General features: G+C 64.3%; 16 protein-coding genes and 1 pseudogene. 9 read left to right on the forward strand and 8 right to left on the reverse strand.

Going from position 1 to position 19,712, the window contains the following annotated elements:
• Nucleotides 1-29: 29 nt before the first annotated feature.
• From ACQR1H_RS14875 to ACQR1H_RS14885, 3 genes are all read right to left on the reverse strand, one after another.
• Entirely contained in the window at nt 30-524 is a 495-nt protein-coding gene (locus ACQR1H_RS14875; RefSeq protein ID WP_434907742.1) for a tripartite tricarboxylate transporter TctB family protein, read from the reverse strand.
• Nucleotides 525-533: 9 nt separating this feature from the next.
• Nucleotides 534-1,532 (reverse strand): Bug family tripartite tricarboxylate transporter substrate binding protein, encoded by a 999-nt coding sequence (locus ACQR1H_RS14880; RefSeq protein ID WP_316238661.1) that lies wholly within the window; start codon nt 1,530-1,532, stop codon nt 534-536.
• A gap of 388 nt (nt 1,533-1,920) precedes the next feature.
• Nucleotides 1,921-2,058: a hypothetical protein gene (locus ACQR1H_RS14885; RefSeq protein ID WP_315805093.1), complete on the reverse strand. Its 138-nt coding sequence runs from the start codon at nt 2,056-2,058 to the stop codon at nt 1,921-1,923.
• A gap of 451 nt (nt 2,059-2,509) precedes the next feature.
• Between ACQR1H_RS14885 and ACQR1H_RS14890 the strand changes: the two genes are divergently transcribed.
• Nucleotides 2,510-2,986, forward strand: coding sequence for a peptidoglycan-binding domain-containing protein (locus ACQR1H_RS14890; protein ID WP_434907743.1), 477 nt, complete (start codon nt 2,510-2,512; stop codon nt 2,984-2,986).
• A gap of 197 nt (nt 2,987-3,183) precedes the next feature.
• On the opposite strand, the gene ACQR1H_RS14895 is transcribed toward ACQR1H_RS14890, so the two are convergent.
• From ACQR1H_RS14895 to ACQR1H_RS14910, 4 genes are all read right to left on the reverse strand, one after another.
• Nucleotides 3,184-3,519 (reverse strand): hypothetical protein, encoded by a 336-nt coding sequence (locus tag ACQR1H_RS14895; RefSeq protein WP_315805095.1) that lies wholly within the window; start codon nt 3,517-3,519, stop codon nt 3,184-3,186.
• Between the two features lie 592 nt (nt 3,520-4,111).
• Entirely contained in the window at nt 4,112-5,389 is a 1,278-nt protein-coding gene (frc, locus tag ACQR1H_RS14900) for a formyl-CoA transferase (protein ID WP_316182746.1), read from the reverse strand.
• A gap of 65 nt (nt 5,390-5,454) precedes the next feature.
• On the reverse strand, nt 5,455-7,188 hold the full coding sequence (oxc, locus tag ACQR1H_RS14905; protein WP_434907744.1) for an oxalyl-CoA decarboxylase: 1,734 nt from the start codon (nt 7,186-7,188) through the stop codon (nt 5,455-5,457).
• Nucleotides 7,189-7,249: 61 nt separating this feature from the next.
• Nucleotides 7,250-7,945, reverse strand: a complete 696-nt coding sequence (locus ACQR1H_RS14910) for a GntR family transcriptional regulator (RefSeq protein WP_409997984.1) — start codon at nt 7,943-7,945, stop codon at nt 7,250-7,252.
• A 225-nt stretch (nt 7,946-8,170) separates the two neighbouring features.
• Here ACQR1H_RS14910 and ACQR1H_RS14915 point away from each other — a divergent pair, with 225 nt between their 5' ends.
• The 8 genes from ACQR1H_RS14915 to arr all read left to right on the forward strand — a co-directional run bounded on the left by ACQR1H_RS14915 (nt 8,171) and on the right by arr (nt 19,255).
• The gene (locus ACQR1H_RS14915) at nt 8,171-10,312 is read left to right on the forward strand and encodes an acetate--CoA ligase family protein (RefSeq protein WP_434872435.1); all 2,142 of its coding nucleotides are present in this window, start codon (nt 8,171-8,173) and stop codon (nt 10,310-10,312) included.
• Nucleotides 10,313-10,436: 124 nt separating this feature from the next.
• A complete protein-coding gene (locus ACQR1H_RS14920) occupies nt 10,437-11,252 on the forward strand; it encodes an IclR family transcriptional regulator (RefSeq protein ID WP_434907745.1) in 816 nt (271 codons plus the stop codon).
• Between the two features lie 52 nt (nt 11,253-11,304).
• A complete protein-coding gene (locus ACQR1H_RS14925; RefSeq protein WP_434907746.1) occupies nt 11,305-12,711 on the forward strand; it encodes a hypothetical protein in 1,407 nt (468 codons plus the stop codon).
• Between the two features lie 146 nt (nt 12,712-12,857).
• Nucleotides 12,858-14,660, forward strand: a complete 1,803-nt coding sequence (locus ACQR1H_RS14930; protein WP_434907747.1) for an adenine deaminase — start codon at nt 12,858-12,860, stop codon at nt 14,658-14,660.
• Nucleotides 14,661-14,828: 168 nt separating this feature from the next.
• The gene (gene gcl, locus ACQR1H_RS14935; protein WP_434907748.1) at nt 14,829-16,616 is read left to right on the forward strand and encodes a glyoxylate carboligase; all 1,788 of its coding nucleotides are present in this window, start codon (nt 14,829-14,831) and stop codon (nt 16,614-16,616) included.
• 33 nt (nt 16,617-16,649) lie between these two features.
• Nucleotides 16,650-17,441, forward strand: a complete 792-nt coding sequence (hyi, locus tag ACQR1H_RS14940; protein ID WP_434907749.1) for a hydroxypyruvate isomerase — start codon at nt 16,650-16,652, stop codon at nt 17,439-17,441.
• 335 nt (nt 17,442-17,776) lie between these two features.
• Entirely contained in the window at nt 17,777-18,751 is a 975-nt protein-coding gene (argC, locus tag ACQR1H_RS14945) for an N-acetyl-gamma-glutamyl-phosphate reductase (RefSeq protein WP_434907750.1), read from the forward strand.
• A gap of 90 nt (nt 18,752-18,841) precedes the next feature.
• Nucleotides 18,842-19,255, forward strand: a complete 414-nt coding sequence (gene arr / locus ACQR1H_RS14950; RefSeq protein WP_316218501.1) for an NAD(+)--rifampin ADP-ribosyltransferase — start codon at nt 18,842-18,844, stop codon at nt 19,253-19,255.
• Nucleotides 19,256-19,388: 133 nt separating this feature from the next.
• Here arr and ACQR1H_RS14955 read toward each other — a convergent pair.
• A pseudogene (locus ACQR1H_RS14955) lies at nt 19,389-19,661 on the reverse strand (alpha/beta fold hydrolase); the annotation flags it as partial.
• Between the last annotated feature and the right edge of the window lie 51 nt (nt 19,662-19,712).

The following is a 19,712-nucleotide window of genomic DNA, read 5'->3' on the forward strand; positions in this document are numbered from 1 at the left end:
CTGCAACCCTCAGCGGATGAGTTTTCTTGTTAGAGTCCGAGCCATTCCTCGACCGGCCCCTTGGGCAGGGGAACCATGAACCAGCGCTCGAAGATCAGATAGGTCACGACCGGCATGCCGATCGCGACCGCCGCCACCGTGAGCCAGCCATATTTGCCGAGCCACCGCATGAACCATGCGATGAAGACCATGGAGGCGACGTACAGGCCGGTGAAGGGCAGGGCGCCGACATAGATCGCCGTCGGCACCACCACGCTCATGACCTGGCGCAGCTGCCCCCATTCGGCGAAGACACGGCCGTCATCCTCGCGCAGCGTGCTGCGGAAGTTCATCGCGCTGGCCGCGACGATGAAAAGTCCGACGTAGAACGGGAAGAACCCCGCTCGCGGCCCTTCGGCGCCCCAGTTGATCCCGGCCTTCACGCTGCCGAGGATCACGATGATCCCGAACAGCGCGATCGCGAGCGTGACGCCGACCTCGACCGCCTTGTGGCTCGGGCCGGCGGATCCATCTTGACGGCTCATGCGAGGCGCTCAGTTCGAGGCCAGGAAGCCGGCTTCCTTCATCAGGAGCTCGTGCCGCTTCTCTTCGGTCTCGACCCATTTGGCATAATCGGCGCCGGTCATGAAGGTGGTGTTGAAGGCGCCGGTCTTCATGAACTCCTGCCACTCCGGCGTCTCCCGCACCTTCTTGAACAGGTCGACGTAGTATTCGATCTGGTCCTTGGTGGCCCGTGGCGACATGAAGATGCCGCGCAGCATCAGATATTCGATGTCGAGCCCCTGCGACTTGCAGGTCGGGATGTCCTTCCAGGCCTTGCCGTCGGTGATCGGCTCGTCATAGCCCATCGGCTTGTCGTCGAAGACGCAGAGCGGCCTGACCTTGCCGCCGCGCCACTGCGCCACCGCCTCGATGGGATTGTTGACGGTGGATTCGATGTGGTTGCCCACCAGTTGCACGGCCACTTCGCCGCCGCCCTTGTAGGGAATGTAGGTGAACTTCGCGCCGGTCGCCTTCTCCATCGCCACCGTGATGATCTGGTCTTCCTGCTTCGAGCCGGTGCCGCCCATCTTCAAGGTGCCGCCGCCTTGCTTGACCGCATCGATGTAGTCCTTGGCGGTCGCATAGGGCTTCTCGGCGTTGACCCAGAGCACGAACTCGTCGAGCGCCAGCATGGCGACGGGAGTGAGGTCCTTCCAGTTGAAAGGAATGCCGGTCGCGAGCGGCGTCGTGAACAGGTTCGACAGCGTGATGATGATCTTGTGCGGGTTGCCAGCGGAAGCCTTGACGTCGAGGAAACCTTCGCCGCCGGCGCCCCCGGACTTGTTGATCACGACCAGCGGCTGCTTCATCAGGTTGTGCTTGGTGACGATGCCCTGGATGGTCCGGGCCATCTGATCGGCACCGCCACCGGTGCCAGCCGGAACGATGAACTCGACCGGCCGGACGGGCTCCCATCCCGCCAGAGCCGGGATATGCCCTGCCATCAGGGCGATGCCGGCCATAACGGCCACGCGCACGGAACGCTTCATCACGCTTTCTCCCCTTCATTCCCGGAACGCACGGCTTCTTGCGGCCGCTGTGCCCAATCGAACCACTGACCTGTCGAGCCCGGCCGGTGGCGTTTTCCGCCGTGCCGCGTTTCAGGCCGTCGTCAGCTCCGGACTCCCCTGCGATGCCCATGCAGCCAAAAGTTGTGTTGGCAGCCGGGATCAGGCAGCAAGAGGTGCATCCGCAGCCAATCGACCGATTTGATTTTGGTATGAAGAGGTGACCGACCGCAATTGAGGAGATTGGGTGGGATGCCTAGCAGGCCAATTTGTCGCAGGCGGTGGGGTGTCGCGAAAAGCAAAAGCCCCGGAGGTCCGGGGCTCTTGGTTGGGCTTCGGTGCTGGCTGCGCGCCGGAAGCGCCTTCGGCCTCAGAGACCGAAATAGGGCAGGTCGCCGTTGCGGTTGGCAGCGCGGGCGCTGATCATCAGCACGCGGTCGAGGGCGGCGAGGAAGCGGCCGAACAGGGACACGGGCTGAACGAGGGGGAGGGCAACGGTCTTGGCCATGGTTTGTCTCCTTCAGTGAGGCGGTATGACGTTCTGACTGAGGAGAATTTACGTATACCAGATGCCAGATACAACGATCGATATTGCATAGCGGCATGAGCATTTTGCGATGCGGCAGGAATGTTACGATTGGGGTTTCTTATCGAGAACGGCATTTTCATATGGAAAGAGCCGCCCAACCGAGGCGCCGGTCGGTCTCGATCCCTCCTCGGCGGACCGAGCCGGCAAACTCCGGGTATCTCGGCGACTGCCGACATCTGCCATCCCGTGCGCCGATCCCGCGCGTGCAACGCGACGGAACAATCGGCCCGAGGTGAGGGAACTGTGCTGCCCGGGCCGCAGTTACTCTGCAACGAAGCGGAGTGGCGTCGCCGGATGTTGATCGTTCAGTGCGTCGCGCTGTATTCCTCGAAACGTGTCATCGGCAGACCTGAGGGCGAAGGATAAGGCCATGCGCGCCTTGATCGTGGCACTGTCCATCCTGGCGATCGCCGGAAGCGCGCAGGTCGCTCACGCTGGTCTGAGCAGCGCACCGCGTGAAGCGTCGGCACCCGCCGATACGGTGATCGCCGCCCAGGAAGCCAATCAGGAGACCGAGAATCAGATCGGCCTCACCAAGGCGAAGCGTCGGGCCGTGCAACGGGGGCTGACCAGGCTCGGGTTCGGCACCAGGATCAACGGGACGTTCGACGAGCAGACTCGCGCCGTCATCGCCCGTTGGCAGGAGGAGCGCGGCTATCCCACGACCGGCTTCCTCAACGCCGCTCAGCACAAGGTCCTGATGGACGCAGCCACCGAGGCAGCCAAATCCGACCGCCAGGCCCGTCGCAGCACGGGGCGCGCGCGACATCAGCGGAACGTCGGAGGTCCCATCGGCGCGATCGGCGGCGCGATGCACCGTGTGGTGGGCGGAATATTCGGCAGGTAGCTCGTCAGATCTTCAAAGAGTCGGAAGACGCTCGAGGCAATTTCTACCGTAGGACCTGCCCGCTGAAGCGGCCTTCGTCTTCTCGACGCCCTGCGCTTGCCGACGGCGGCGATATGAAAGCCCCGCCGAAGCGGGGCCGGATCAGGAGCTGCTGGAGGCGACCTCCGGACCACAACTGACGCGCGCCAGCTCGATCGCTATCGGAAGAACCCCCAAAGTCGAACCACAACCGTGTCGCCGCTCTGGCTGCCGTTTCTCACCACGAACGGCGTCGAGAAAGCAATTCCGGTGCTGAAGGTCCGCTCGACATTGGCTGTCGTCTCCCCGACGAAGCTCCAGCGATTTGTCGTTCCTCCGCTGGAGGGAATATCCTGCGTCAGCGAGACCTCCAACAACATCGCCGTACCAAGGACGGACAGCCGCTGAACGGAGACATCGGTTACCACGAATGTCTTGCCGGCGGGGATCGAGAACGCGGTGTCGTGGCCGTCCGGGTGGACGATGTTTGGGGTCTTGGTTCCGCCCTTCGGCACGGACGTTTCGAGTTGGACGGGAGGGTGCCCCAGGATTGGGGGCTTCCTGATCGGACTTACCAAGACATCCCTCCATCGCACCACAATCGCCATACGCCGCGTTCCAACGCGTTCTCAAGCTCCGGCAGTGTGAAGTTGGGACGCATCGCTGCACACCTCCACGGGAGCCCTCGCAGAATGCACATCGAAGCGCGAGAGGACCTTGCTCTGGATCAAAACGAAATGTTTCTCGGAGGTCTGCGAGTGGGCAGGGCTATGCCAGTGTGCTCTTCGGGGGCGGTTCGCGTCCGCTCTGGCTGCATATCGTGATTTTCGATCATCCGCGGGACAAAACATCAAAGATCGTAGCAATCGAGGCTGTGGGTCACGAGCAATCGGGTCGGCGACAACTGCTCCGTACATCCCATATTTCAGACACTCTCGACAGGTGCGATCGCCGGCCGTAGCCGGACCAAGGTCATCGTCGATGTGCGCTGGGCGCGGGAAATAGACGGGAACGTGAGAATGAAAAAGCCGCCGGCTGATGCCGGCGGCTTGATGTCGAGGAGCTTCACATTCGGCGGTCGCGCCGCCGATCGTCTCTGGCGCTCGATTACTCCGCAGCTTCCTTCCGCGGCGGATCCAGCGCGCCGGAGTCGTGGATCTCGGCGACTTGGTGGTCGCTGAAGCCGAGCACCTGGCGGAGGACCTCGTCGGTGTGCTCGCCGAGCAGGGGCGAGCGGGTCACGTCGGCCGGGCTGTCCGAGAGCTTGATCGGGTTGCCGACCGAGAGATACTTGCCGCGGGTCGGGTGGTCGACCTCGACCAAGGTGCCGGTCTTGCGCAGCGACTCGTCCTCGGCGATCTCCTTCATCGAGAGAATGGGACCGCAGGGGATGTCGAACTCGTTCAGGATGTCCATGGCCTCGAACTTGGTCTTGGTCATGGTCCACTGCTCGATGCGGCCGAAGATCTCGTTCAGGCGCGGCAGGCGGGCGGCGGGCTTGGCGTAGTTCGGGTCGGTCTTCCAGGTCGGCTCGCCGATCACGTCGCAGATCTTCTCCCAGACCGGCGCCTGGGTGATGAAGTAGATGTAGGCGTTCGGGTCGGTCTCCCAGCCCTTGCACTTCAGGATGCGGCCGGGCTGGCCGCCGCCGGAATCGTTGCCCGCGCGCGGCACGGCGTCGCCGAACGGCACGCCCTCGCCGAACTGGCTGTATTCCTTGAGCGGACCATGCTCGAGCCGCTGCTGGTCGCGCAGCTTGACGCGGCAGAGGTTGAGCACGCCGTCCTGCATCGCAGCCGTGACGCGCTGGCCGCGTCCGGTGTGGGTGCGCTGATAGAGCGCGGTGACGATGCCGAGCGCCAGGTGCAGCCCGGTGCCGGAATCGCCGATCTGCGCGCCGGTGACCAGCGGCAGGCCGTCACGGAAGCCGGTGGTCGAAGCGGCGCCGCCGGTGCACTGCGCGACGTTCTCGTAGACCTTGCAGTCCTCGTAGGGGCCGGGGCCGAAACCCTTGATCGAGGCGACGATCATCTTCGGGTTGATCGCCTGGATCTTCTCCCAGGGGAAGCCCATGCGGTCGAGCACGCCGGGGCCGAAATTCTCGACCAGCACGTCGCACTTCTTGATCAGCTCGGTCAGGACCTCCTTGCCCTTCGGGTTCTTGGTGTCGAGCGTGATCGACCGCTTGTTGTGGTTCAGCATCGTGAAATAGAGGCTGTCCACGTTCGGAATGTCCTGCAGCTGGCCGCGGGTGATGTCACCCACGCCCGGACGCTCGACCTTGATCACGTCGGCGCCGAACCAGGCCAGCAGTTGCGTGCAGGTCGGTCCGGACTGGACGTGGGTGAAGTCGAGAATGCGAACGCCCTCGAGCGCCTTGGTCATGTGTTGCTCTCCGTAACGATTGGTCATCCCGCATGGCGCGGGCAGGTGATGTCTTGCGGGTGGCCTTACTTCTTCTTCGTCAGCACGCTCTGCGGATTGAGGTTGCCGATACGGCCGCTCTCGGATCCGGCCGCGGGATCAATCACGGCGTTGATCAAGGTGGGCTTGCCGGAATCCATCGCCGCGTTGACGGCGCGCTTCAGCTCGTCCGGCGAGGTGGCGTTGACGCCGACGCCGCCGAAGGCCTCCATCATCTTGTCGTAGCGCGCGCCCTTGACGAACACGGTGGTCGCCGGATCGTCGCTCGCCGCGTTCTGGTCGGTGCCGCGATAGATGCCGTCATTGTTGAAGATGACGACGCAGATCGGCAGATTGTAGCGGCAGATGGTCTCGACCTCCATGCCGGAGAAGCCGAAGGCGCTGTCGCCCTCGATCGCCAGCACCGGCTTACCGGTCTCGACCGCGGCGGCGATCGCCGAGCCCATGCCGATGCCCATCACGCCCCAGGTGCCGACGTCGAGCCGCTTGCGCGGCTGATACATGTCGATCACGCCGCGGGCGAGGTCGAGCGTGTTGGCGCCCTCGTTGACCAGGATCGCGTCCGGATGCTCCTTGATGATGGTGCGGAGCACGCCGAGCGCGCCGTGATAGTCCATCGGCGAGTTGTTGTTCATCAGCCGCGGCGCCATCTTGGCGACGTTGTCCTCGCGCTTCTTCTGCACCGCGCTCAGCCACTCGGCCGGCGCCTTGGCCCAGTTGCTGCCCATCGCGTCGGAGAAGGCGGTGACGACCGAACCGATGTCGCCCACCACGGGGGCGGCGATCTCGACGTTGGAGTCCATCTCCTTCGGCTCGATGTCGACCTGGATGAACTTCTTGGGCTGTTCGCCCCAGCTCTTGCCCTTGCCGTGCGACAAGAGCCAGTTGAGGCGGGCGCCGATCAGCATCACGACGTCGGAGTCCTTCAGCACGGTCGAGCGCGCAGCACCGGCGCATTGCGGATGCAGGTCGGGCAAGAGGCCCTTGGCCATGCTCATCGGCAGGAACGGCACGCCGCTCTTCTCGACGAAGGTCTTGATCGCCTCGTCGGCCTGCGCATAGGCCGCGCCCTTGCCGAGGATGATCAGCGGGCGTTTCGCGTTCTTCAACAGATCGAGCGCGCGCTTGACGGAGTCGGGCGAGGGGATCTGCGCCGGCGAGGGATCGATCACCTTGACCAGCGAGGCGCTGCCTGCCTGCGCGTTCATCACCTGGCCGAACAGCTTGGCCGGCAGGTCGAGATAGACGCCGCCGGGACGCCCGGAGACCGCGGCGCGGATGGCGCGGGCGAAGCCGATGCCGATGTCCTGGGCGTGCAGCACGCGGAACGCCGCCTTGCACAGCGGCTTGGCGATCGCGAGCTGATCCATCTCCTCGTAGTCGCCCTGCTGCAGGTCGACGATCTCGCGCTCCGAGGAGCCCGAGACCAGGATCATCGGGAAGCAGTTCGTGGTCGCATGCGCCAGCGCGGTGAGGCCGTTCAGAAAGCCGGGAGCGGAGACGGTGAGGCAGACGCCCGGCTTCTTGGTGAGGAAGCCGGCGATCGCTGCGGCGTAGCCGGCGTTCTGCTCGTGACGGAAGGAGAGCACGCGGATGCCTTCAGCCTGCGCCATGCGACCGAGATCGGTGATCGGAATGCCCGGCACGTTGTAGATCGTGTCGATCCCGTTCAGCTTCATCGCGTCGATGACGAGATGGAAACCGTCCGTGAGCTCCTCGTGCGTGTCCGGTGCCTCGGTCTTAACAGCAGTCTGCGCCATGCGCCTCTCTCCCTGGTCGTCTACGAAGGCGCTTTGCGGCGACTTCTTCTGTTTGAACCCGTCAGCTGAATAGTTCCTGGCCGTGCGTCTCGACATAGCTCGCAAGGCCCAGCGTGTGATCCCGCGCGCGCTTCTCGGCGAGCTCGGTGTTGCGTTCCTCCAGCGCCTCGATGATCGCGAGATGCTCGGGCAGGGAGGCCGCGATACGGTCGGTGCGCCCGATCGTGAGCTGGCGATAGCCGCGCACGTGCAGCAGGATGTCGTTGGTCATGTCGACGAGCACCGGCGATTCCGACAGCGAGATCAGCGCCTGATGAAACGCGATGTTCGCCTTGGAATATTCCTCGATGTGCTCCTGCGGCGGGCGATCCTTGCCGAAGTCCTTGAAGTAGTCGCGCAGCGCGCTGATGTCCTTCTTGCGCGCGATCGTGGTGATGAGCCGCGCGGCCATGCTCTCCAGCGCCGCCCAGGCGCGGATCATGTCGACGATCTCGCTCTTCGTCCTGCGGACGACGACGATGCCACGGCGCGGCACGGTCTTCACGAAGCCGTCCTGCTCGAGCATCGCGATCGCTTCGCGGATCGGCGTGCGGCTGACACCGAGGCGCTCGGAGAGCGCGCGCTCGTCGAGCATCACGGGCTCGGGCGAGGCGTAGATGTCCATCTTCAGAATGGCTTCTTTCAAGGCCTCGTAGGCCTTATTCTTGAAGCTCGTCTCCGGGGCGATGCGAGCGATCGCGATGTCGGCCTCGGCCATGATGGGCAATGCCTTGTTTGTTTTCTCTGTAGACAAGACCGATCTCCTCTCCTTGGGAGATGCTTGTTTACAGCATTTTGCGTCCAAGATTTTTGGCATACCAGATGCCAGACTGTCAAGCTGCGTGCTTTTTCAGCGTTTCCACATCTTCGTCGCGCTTGACAAAGTTTGCTTCTGGCATACCAAATGCCATAAACGACGAGCAATCCCCAGGAGGAAGCCCCGATGTCTGACGCCATCCCGAATGCCAAGGCTACGATCCGAGACGTTCTCGATCGTGTGAAGGCGGATAAACGCACCAGCCTGACCGCGCCCGAAGGCAAGATCGTCTGCGATGCCTACGGCATTCCGGTGCCGAAGGAGGGATTGGCGAAGTCAGCCGCCGAGGCGGCCAAGCTCGCGGGAGATATGGGTTTTCCGGTCGTCATGAAAATCGTCTCGCCGGACATTCTGCACAAGACGGAAGCCGGTGGCGTCATCGTCGGCGTCAAGACCGCTGACGACGCGCAGAAGGCGTATGAGACCATTCTCGCGAATGCGAAGAAGTACAAGGCCGACGCCAAGATCGAAGGCATCCAGGTCCAGCAGATGCTGACCGGCGGTACCGAGGTCATCGTCGGTTCGATCACCGACGGCTCGTTCGGCAAGCTGGTGGCGTTCGGCCTCGGCGGTGTGCTGGTCGAGGTGCTGAAGGATGTGACATTCCGCCTCGCCCCCGCGACCAAGGACGACGCGCTGTCGATGCTCGACGGCATCCAGGCGCATGAGATGCTGAAGGGCGTGCGCGGCGGCGATGCGGTGAGCCGCGAGGCGCTGTCCGACGTCATCGTCAAGGTGTCGCAGCTGGTCAGCGATTTCCCCGAGATCGTCGAGCTCGACCTCAACCCGGTGTTCGCGACCAAGACCGGCGCCATTGCCGCCGACGTCCGCATCGTCGTCGATTTCGACTACAAGCCCCGTCCGGCGCCGCGCTCGAACGAGGAAATCGTCACGGCGATGAACCGGATCATGAAGCCGCAGGCGGTCGCCGTGATCGGTGCCTCCGCCGAGGACGGCAAGATCGGCAACTCCGTGATGAAGAACCTGATCAACGGCGGCTACAAGGGCGAGATCTATCCGATCCATCCGAAGGCCTCCGAGATCCTCGGCTACAAGGCTTACAAGAGCGTCAAGGACGTGCCCGGCGTGATCGACACCGCGGTGTTCGCGATCCCCGCGAAGTTCGTGGCCGCGGCGCTGACCGAGTGCGGCGAGAAGAAGATTCCGGGCGCGGTGCTGATCCCGTCGGGGTTCGCCGAAGCCGGCGCGCCGGAGCTGCAGGCCGAGATCGTCGAGGTCGGCAAGAAGTACAACATCCGCCTGATGGGCCCGAACATCTACGGCTTCTACTACACGCCGGCCAATCTTTGCGCGACCTTCTGCACCGCCTATGACGTCAAGGGCCACGCCGCGCTGTCGTCGCAGTCGGGCGGCATCGGCATGGCGATCATCGGCTTCTCGCGCTCGGCCAAGATGGGCGTGTCGGCGATCGTCGGCCTCGGCAACAAGTCCGATATCGACGAGGACGATCTGCTCGCCTTCTTCGAGCAGGATCCGAACACGAACCTGATCGCGCAGCACTGCGAGGACCTCAAGGACGGCCGCGCCTTCGCGGAAGCCGCCAAGCGCGTCTCCAAGAAGAAGCCGGTCATCGTGCTCAAGGCCGGCCGCACCTCGGCCGGCGCCAAGGCCGCCTCGTCGCATACCGGCGCGCTCGCCGGCAACGACAAGATCTATGAGGACGTGCTGAAGCAGTCCGGCGTGATCCGCGCCCGCTCGCTGCGCCAGCTGCTCGAGTTCGCCCGCGGCGTGCCGGTGCTGCCGACGCCGAAGGGTGAGAACGTCGTCATCATCACCGGTGCGGGAGGCTCGGGCGTGCTGCTGTCCGACTCCGTCGTCGACAATGGCATGTCGCTGATGGCCATGCCGGCCGACCTCGATGCCGCCTTCCGCAAGTTCATCCCGCCGTTCGGTGCCGCCGGCAACCCGGTCGACATCACCGGTGGCGAGCCGCCGATCACCTATGTGAACACGGTCAAGCTCGGCCTGTCGGACGACCGCATCCACGCGCTGATCCTTGGCTACTGGCACACGATCGTGACGCCGCCGATGGTGTTCGCGCGCAACATGGTCGAGGTGAAGAAGGAGATGGAGGCCAAGGGCTTCGTCAAGCCGATCGTCGCCTCGCTCGCCGGCGACGTCGAGGTCGAGGAAGCCGCCGAATATCTCTACCAGAACGGCATCCCGGCCTACGCCTATTCGACCGAGCTGCCGGTCGAGGTGCTCGGCGCCAAGTACAAGTGGGCGCGGGGCGCGGGCCTGCTCTGATTGATCTGACGCGATTGCCGCTCCGGCCCTGGCCGGGGCGGCACTTTCTTTGATAGCGTGACGTAGCAAGATCCGTCCGTCCTGCAACGGCGCCGCCTGCGATGGCGGTGCAGAGAGGCGCCACGTGATCCGTCGCAAGACGATCGAGCCACGCGCGGATGCTGCGGCCGAGCCCCGCGACGGCGGCGTGCAATCCGTCGGCCGTGCCCTGCAGATCCTGGAAATTCTCGCCGAGGACGACGAGGGCTATCGCCTCAGCGATCTCGCCGTGCGGGCCGGGCTATCCACATCGACCGTTCATCGCCTGCTGACGACCTTGGAGAAGCGCCGCTTCGTCCAGTTCGACCGCATGGAATCGAAATGGCACGTTGGCGCGCAGAGCTTTGCGGTCGGCGCGACCTTCACCCGCCGGCGCAATTTCGTCGCGCTCGCCATTCCCTATCTGCGGCGCTTGCGTGATCAGTCGCGCGAGACCGCCAATCTCGCCGTCGTCGATGATGAATCGCTGATGGTGCTGCTGCGGCTCGACAGCCGCGAGATCATGCGCTCGCTGACCAAGGTCGGCGGCCGCCTCGCCATGGTCGCCTCCGGCATGGGCAAGGCGGTGCTTGCGACCTATTCCGACGAGGATGTGAACGGCATCATCCACCGCCAGGGCATGCCGCGCCTGACCGAGAAATCCATCATCCGCGCCAGCGACCTGTTCCGGGAGCTGGAGACCATCCGCCGCCAGGGCTACGCCGTCGACGACGAGGAGGCGCGTCTCGGCCTGCGCTGCATCGCCGCCGTCGTCCACGATTCCTGCCGCGAGCCGCTGGCGGCGATTTCGGTGTCCGGCCTGGCGAGCCGGCTGACGGAGGAGCGGGTGCCGGTGGTGGGGGGAATGGTGCGGGACATTGCGGCAGAGCTGACGGCGGCGCTGGGTGGGGTGGGGCGGTGACCCAGCGTAGAATAAGGCGAAGAAAGACTGTAAATTGCGATTGTCTTCCTTCTTGAAACGGATCGAGAGTTATAAATACACGTCTTTTTCAGTTCCCTCGGTTGGGCACGATCGTCTGATCTCCCGTGCGGGGTACAGTGAGATGAAGCAATCGAGTAAGGATGCAATTAGAACTGCTCTCGTGTCCCTTTTCGCGGAGCTACAAAAGTCGCCCGTTCCCCAAGAAGGGCAATGGGTCTATCAACGCGGCCAGAATGGCGGGTGGCAGGGTTCGTTCCTTGAACGACCAAGTACTTATGGCCTTATTTCGCTTCACGAGCCGCTCGTTGAGCGACTCTCTAATAATTTGATGCCGGTTTTGGTGTCCGATTATCCCGAGTATATGACGAAGCTAATCGGATTACCCGGTGCCGGTGCGGGTATACTGCAGCCGCGAATGATCCTGTGGACACTCGCGCGTGAGAGTCTGAAGCGCTTCGGTGGCTGGGATCTCAAAAATGAGCAGCTAGAGAGCTTGCTGGAGGAGACCGAGCGCTTTTTCGACCGCGGAACTGTCAATATCCAGATTCTATCTCCTGTACTGAACGTCCACGGACCGATGGAGGTCCCACCTATCACGTTTGGTAGTGGGATGATCATGCGGCCAATCACTGACGAGGAGGTTACGACCCTCTATGGCGGCAGCCCGCTTTATCAAGCCGCGGGCCGGATGTTTAGCTTTCCAGATTTCCTGTTCGTCCACGAGCTCGAAGTCCCTAAGGTTTTCCATGACCCGACCAACAACGCGCAACCTCAAGAACCATTCTGGAAAGCGACCCAAGATGTTCTTGATCGATCCATGCTCGCTTTGTCTTCGTTCAAAGAAGGTGGTGCCGTTGGGTATGATGGTATCCGCATCGCAGTCGCAGAACTAGCTTTCGGCTTCTTTGGCGGGCAGCATTTTTGGGGAGGTGATCATGTCCCAGCTGGTCACTACGAGCTGACAGCTGACGAGCTCTCCAAGTTTGAATCTTACGTAAGATTGTTTGAGAATATTCACCCAACGCTTGAGATGGCTTGCCAGCGTCTTGTTGATGCTACCCGGCGGACCAAGCCGCGTGACAGCATCGTTGATGCAATTGTAGGCCTAGAAAGCATATTGCTGGTCGAAATTGGCGAAAGACAACGCGGCGAAACAAGGTACAGATTTTCGCTTAACTATGCCTCACTCTTCCCGGTAGCCGAGCGAAAGAGTGCGTTCTACCGCGCTCGCGATTTATACGATCTACGCAGCAAGATTGCGCATGGAGGTGAACCAAAGGCAAAAGAGAAGATAGACGGAAAGGAAATCACGCTTCACGAGATCGCGGCGCAGGCTAGGGCTGTCTTACGCGAGACGATTGGTCGATTCCTACCCAACTCTGCAAAGCCAGAATTCTTGGCGGAAAATTACTGGCTGACGAAAGCGCTTGGTCTTTGACGCAATTTAAATGCCCGTGACATAGCACTGGCATCCCGCGTATGCTCAAGGCGTAAGCAGTCGTTTTCTTGTATTTGTGCTTGCCGCCGGGTGTGCATCAGGCAACGATCGCAGTGGATCACCCGAACACGCCCAGCGAGCCAGTCATGTCCAAACTCACCCGCTTCTCGGTCGCGCCCCTGCACAGCATGACCCGGCGTCTCGCCGACGTCGCCTCGGGCCGCGTCGCGCCCGATCTCGTCATCACCGGGGCGCGGGTGCTGTCGACCTACTCGGAGCGTATCCATCCCAACCGTGAGCTCTGGATCACCGGCGGGCGTGTCGCGGCTGTGAAGCCCGCTGGTGCGCACAAGTCACTTCCCGGCGGCTTTGCGGTCTACGACGCGGCCGGCGGCATCATCGCGCCGGGCCTGGTCGATCCGCACATCCACATCGAATCCTCGATGGTCACGGCCTGCGCCTATGCCGAGGCCGCGCTGCTCAACGGCACCACGACGATCTTCTGCGACAGCCATGAGATCGGCAACGTGATGGACGTCGCCGGCGTCGAGGCGATGCTGGAGGACGCACGGCAGGCGCCGCTGTCGATCTTCCTCACCGTGCCCTCGACGGTGCCGGCGACATCGGCGGCGCTGGAAACGGCCGGCGGTGATCTCACGCCGGACAAGATCGCCGGCCTGTTCGATCGCTGGCCGGAGGCGGTGGCGCTCGGCGAGAAGATGGATTTCGTGCCGGTCTGCATGGGCGACGAGCGCAGCCATGCCATTCTCGCTGCGGCCCTGCAGCGCGGGCGGCCGGTGTCGGGCCATGTCTATGGCCGCGAGTTCGTCGCGGCCTATGCCGCGAGCGGCGTCACCGACACGCATGAGGCGATCGACCGCGACATCGCCGACGATCTGCTCGATGCCGGCGTCTGGATCTTTCTGCGCGGCGGTCCGCCCACGACACCGTGGCACAGCCTGCCGCAGGCGATCCGCACCATCACCGAGCTCGGCGCGTCGCACAAGCGCACGGCTGTCTGCACCGACGACCGCGATGCCGACGATCTCATGCTGTTCGGCCTCGACTGGGTGGTGCGCGAGGCAGTCAAGGCCGGGATGTCGCCCGAGCAGGCGTGGTCGATGGGCTCGCTGCACGGCGCCACGCGCTTCGCGTTGGATGGCGAGATCGGCGGCCTCGGCGGCGGCCGCCGCGCCGACCTCGTGCTGCTCGACGACGGCCTGAAGCCGCAATCGACCTGGTATGGCGGCGAGCTCGTCGTCGACAACGGCAAGATCACCGCGCGGCTCGATCAGGCGCTGTCGCAGCGCTATCAATATCCGAAGGCGGCCTATGCGACCGTGAAGCTGCCGGCGCAGATGACGCTGACGCCGCAGCTTCCCACCAAGGCCTGCACCGTCAACGCGATCAAGACGGCGCTGCCGGGCATCACGTTGATCCACGACAAGGTCGCGATCGAGCCGGCCAACGATTGGGAGACGCTGTTCGCGCGCCATGGTCTCTGCTTCGTCGCCGTGATCGAGCGCCACGGCAAGTCGGCGGGGAACGTCGCGCATGGCCTGTTGAAGGACTTTGGCCTGAAGCGCGGCGCCGTCGCCTCCAGCGTCGGCCATGACAGCCACAATATCATCGTCGCCGGCACCAACGAGGCGGACATGCAGGCCGCGGTCGCCGCGATCGGCCAGCACCAGGGCGGCGTCTGCGTGGTCGCCGACGGCGAGGTGAGGGCGATGGTTCCCTTGCCGATCGCGGGACTCTTGTCGGACAAGCGCGTCACCGAGGTCGCCGAGGAGGTAAAGCTGTTGAAGAAAGAGTGGGCGGAAGCCGGCTGCACCATTCCCTACATGGGCTTCAATTTGATTCCTCTATCGGTCATTCCGGAAATTCGCATCACCGACAAGGGCCTCGTGCTCGTGCCGCAGATGGAACTAGCGCCGCTGTTCGAATAACTACTCGCGTCTCATCCTGTTAGGACATGTCAGTGTCGTTCTGTCCTAACTAATTGAGGCCGCCGGTGTTTTGCCGAGCGTGCCGCATCGTGGGAAAAATCGACGACTGAATTGAGATCGCAGCCCGCAGCAGCGATCCTCGCGCATCAAACAAGCGGGAGGCGCGAGATGGCGAAGATGCGGGCGATCGATGCTGCGGTGCGGATCTTGGAGAAGGAGGGCGTCACCTGCGCCTTCGGCGTTCCCGGGGCGGCGATCAATCCGCTGTATTCCGCGCTGCAACGCCGCGGCTCGATCCGCCACATTCTCGCCCGTCACGTCGAGGGCGCCTCGCACATGGCCGAGGGCTACACCCGCGCCAGGGCCGGCAATATCGGCGTGTGCATCGGCACCTCGGGGCCGGCCGGCACCGACATGATCACCGGGCTGTATTCGGCGATCGCGGATTCGATTCCGATCCTCTGCATCACCGGCCAGGCGCCGCGCGCCAGGCTCTACAAGGAGGATTTCCAGGCTGTCGACATCGAGCAGATCGCCAAGCCCGTGACGAAATGGGCGGTGACGGTGCGCGAGCCTGGCCTCGTGCCGCGCGTGTTCAGCCAGGCCTTCCACATCATGCGCTCGGGCCGGCCGGGACCGGTGCTGATCGACCTGCCGCTCGACGTGCAGCTCGCCGAGATCGAGTTCGACGACGAGACCTATACGCCGCTGCCGGTCTACAAGCCCGCGGCGAGCCGCAAGCAGATCGAGAAGGCGCTGGAGATGCTCAATGCGGCCGAGCGCCCGCTGATCGTCGCTGGCGGCGGCGTCATCAACGCCGACGCCAGCGATCTCCTCGTCACCTTCGCCGAGACCGTCAACGTGCCGGTCGTGCCGACCTTGATGGGGTGGGGCGCCATTCCCGACGATCATGTGCTGATGGCCGGCATGGTCGGCCTGCAGACCAGCCATCGCTACGGCAATGCCAATTTCCTGGAGTCCGATTTCGTGCTCGGCATCGGCAACCGCTGGGCCAACCGCCATACGGGATCGCTCGAGACCTACACCAAGGGCCGCAGCTTCGTGCATGTCGACATCGAGCCGACCCAGATCGGCCGCGTGTTCAATCCCGACCTCGGCATCGTCTCCGATGCCAAGGCCGCGCTGGAGATGTTCATCACGGTCGCACGCGAGTGGCGAAAGGCCGGCAAATTGCGCGAGCGGCAGGCGTGGCCGGCCGCATGTCAGGACCGCAAGCGTACGATGCTCCGGCGCAGCGATTTCGACCAGGTGCCAATCAAGCCGCAGCGCGTCTATCACGAGATGAACAAGGCGTTCGGCCGCGACACCTGCTATGTCAGCGTCATCGGCCTGTCGCAGATCGGCGGCGCGCAGTTCCTCAGCGTCAACCATCCGCGCCACTGGATCAATGCCGGGCAGGCGGGCCCGCTCGGCTGGACCCTGCCGGCCGCGCTCGGCGTCCGCGCCGCCGATCCCAAGCGCGAGATCGTCGCGCTGTCGGGCGACTACGACTTCCAGTTCCTGATCGAGGAGCTCGCGGTCGGCGCCCAGTTCAATTTGCCCTACATCCACGTCGTCGTGAACAACGCCTATCTCGGCCTGATCCGCCAGGCGCAGCGCGGCTTCTCGATGGACTACCAGGTGCAGCTGTCGTTCGAGAACATCAACGCGCCGGAGGTCGGCGGCTACGGCGTCGATCATGTCGCGGTCGCGCAAGGGCTCGGCTGCAAGGCGATCCGCGTCACCGATCCGCGCCAGGCCCAGGCGGCGTTCGCGACCGCGCGCGAATGGATGGCGGAGTACCAGGTGCCCGTCGTGGTCGAGTTCGTGCTCGAGCGCGTCACCAACATCGCGATGGGTACCGAGATCGACAATGTCGTGGAGTTCGAGGAGGTGCTCGACTTACCGGTCGACGAGACGCCGGCGGGGCCGGCGCGCACTTTGCTGCCGGCTTGATCTCAGCGCACTCCGATCATCGAGGATCACGCCATGCCGCGCTTTGCCGCCAACCTCACGATGCTGTTCAACGAGCTGCCGTTCATGGAGCGCTTCGCCGCCGCCAAGGCCGCCGGCTTCAGCGGCGTCGAATATCTGTTCCCCTACGAGTTCGACAAGGCCGAGCTGCGCGAGCAGCTCGCGCGCCACGGCCTGACCCAAGTGATGCACAATCTGCCCGCCGGCAACTGGGCGGCCGGCGAGCGCGGCATCGCGATCTTGCCCGATCGTGTCGACGATTTCCGCGACGGCGTGCGCCGCGCCATCGAGTATGCGCGGGCGCTCGACTGCCGCCAGCTCAACTGCCTCGTCGGCATCGCGCCCGACGATGCCGATCCGCGCGAGCTCAACCAGGTGCTGGTGCGCAATTTGCGCTTTGCCGCGATAGCGCTGAAGGCGCAGGGCATCAAGCTGCTGATCGAGCCGATCAACACGCTCGACATCCCCGGCTTCTTCCTCAACCGCACGGCCCAGGCGCTGCAGCTGATCTCAGACGTCGAGTCCGACAATCTGTTCGTGCAGTACGACATCTACCACATGCAGATCATGGAGGGCGATCTCGCCCGCACCCTGCAGAAGCATCTCGCCCGCATCGCCCACATCCAGCTCGCCGACAATCCCGGCCGCCACGAGCCGGGCTCCGGCGAGATCAACTACCCCTTCCTGTTCCGCCACCTCGACGCCATCGGCTATTCCGGCTGGATCGGCTGCGAGTACAAGCCGCTGACGACGACCGCGGACGGGCTGGGGTGGATGACGGACCGGGCGATCGTTCCGGCCGACTGAGCGTCGCCTGGTGCGCATTGTTCGTAAGCGATTTCCGACAGCGATGCGCCGCTATGTCCCAAGAGCAGCGAACGCCGGCCCCGGAGCACAATGCGCTCCCCGTTCTTCACGGGGAGAGGGTTGAGGTGAGGGGCTGCCGCACGGGAGGTGCGGGCATGTTGGGGCGGTGACCATGCACAGGCGGCCAGTCGTCCGTTTCGCCGCGCCGCGCTTGCTGCTCACGTCGCCGCCGTCTCGGAGTGTGCTTGACAGGCCCTGCGACCTACGCAATTTGCTGTCGCTCATGCAACGCGCGCTCGCGGCGCCAGCCGCCGCGGCAGCACGAGGACACCACGATGACCATTCGCGTCGGCATTGTCGGCATCTCCGGTTTTGGCGGCGGCGAGGCGATGCGCCTGATCGCGGGCCACCCCTCGTTCGAACTGGTCTACGCCGCGGGCGAGGGCAGCGCCGGCAGCCGGCTGGTCGACCGCTTTCCGGGCGTGCCGGCGCGGCTGGCCGGGCTGGTGATCGAGAAGTGGGATCCGGCCACGCTGCCGAAGCTCGACGTGCTGTTCGCCTCGTTGCCCACGGGCAACTCGGCCGAGGCGCTGGCGCGCGTGCCGAAGGAGGTGAAGATCGTCGACATCGGCGGCGACCACCGCTACGTCGAGGGCTGGTCGTATGGCCTCGCCGACGTCTGGCCGGCCGAGATCGAGGGGCGGACCCGCGTCGCCAATCCCGGCTGCTTCCCCGCGGCGACCTTGACCGCGCTGGCGCCGCTGCTGGCCGACAAATTGATCGAGCCCGGCAACATCGTGATCGACGCCAAGACCGGCATCTCCGGCGCCGGCCGGGGCGGCGGCTCCGGATTCGGCTACGCCGAGAGCAACGAGAACCTGGTGCCCTACGGCCTGCTGAAGCACGTCCACATGCCCGAGATCGAACGGACGATCGCGCGGCTGAGCGGCGGCAGCGCGGCAGGCCTGGTGTTCACGCCGCATCTCGTGCCGATGACCCGCGGCATCCTCGCCACGATCTACTGCCGCGGCCGTGCCACCACGGAGCAGTGCCTCGCCGCGGCCCGGCGCTTCTATGCCGGACGCGCCTTCATCCGCGTCACTGACAAGCCGCCGCAGACCAAATGGGCGACCGGCTCGAACCTCGCTTTCGTCAGCTATGCGGCCGATCCCGAGCGCAATCTGGTGATCGCGATGGGCGTGGTCGACAATCTCTGCAAGGGCGCGGCCGGCCAGGCCGTGCAGAACGCGAACCTGATCTGCGGCCTGCCGGAAACCGCAGGTCTGGACGGCGTCCCTGTCTGGCCGTGAGATCTCTCGCGAGGCCGCGCTGTCGCCGCTGTGAGGGTCCGACATCCGCCGCGTGATCCCACGCGCTGGAGAGTCCATGCGAGGTCACTGATGTCGTCTGTCGCGACCGTGTTTGCGCAATCGTTCTTCCACGGCACACGCGCCGATCTGCGGCCGGGCGATCTCGTCGCTGTCGGCCATCCCTCCAATTTCACCGAGGCGGAGCCACTGTCCTGGGTCTACTTCGCAGCCACGCTGGACGCGGCGATCTGGGGAGCCGAGCTGGCCGCCGGCAGCGGACGTGAGCGGATCTATGTCGTGGAGCCCACGGGACCGATCGTCGACGACCCGAACCTGACGGACAAGAAGTACCCGGGCAATCCGACAAAGTCCTATCGATCCCGCGCGCCGCTGCGGGTCGTTGCCGAGGTCGTCGATTGGCAGGGGCACGCACCGGATGTGCTGACCAAGATGAAGGAGGGCGTTGCGCGGGCGATGGCAGAGGGTCCGGGCATCATCGATTGACTGGCGGCTGGTGTGCGCCGGATCGCGTGCCGGGCCGCGCGGTCCTTGCCCGGAGACCAGCGGAAGGGAGATGCGCTCCGGCCAACGGCATCTCCCTTCGCGAGTGAGATGAACCTCAGTTCGGCCGACGGTCTCAAACGGCAGCGGAAGCCTTGCGAATGGCCTCGATGACGAGGTCGGGCTGCGACAGCATGGCGACATGGCTGCTGTCGGCCTCGATCACGGTCGCCTTCATGCGCTTGGAAAGAAACCGCTGCAGATCGGGGTGCACGGTCTGGTCGTTCTTGGCGAGAATGTACCAGCTCGGCTTCGATCTCCAGGCGACCGCGTCGAGATCTTGCTGCTCGAGCAGGTCGGCGGCCGGCGGATGGTGGGTTGCCCAGACCAGCTTCTGCTCCTGCTCGGCCCGAAGGGGCATGACAGAAGACGATGCTGGGCTTCGGCGTCGACAATGTTT

The organism is Bradyrhizobium sp. HKCCYLRH2015 (assembly GCF_051168215.1).
Taxonomy (GTDB): domain Bacteria; phylum Pseudomonadota; class Alphaproteobacteria; order Rhizobiales; family Xanthobacteraceae; genus Bradyrhizobium.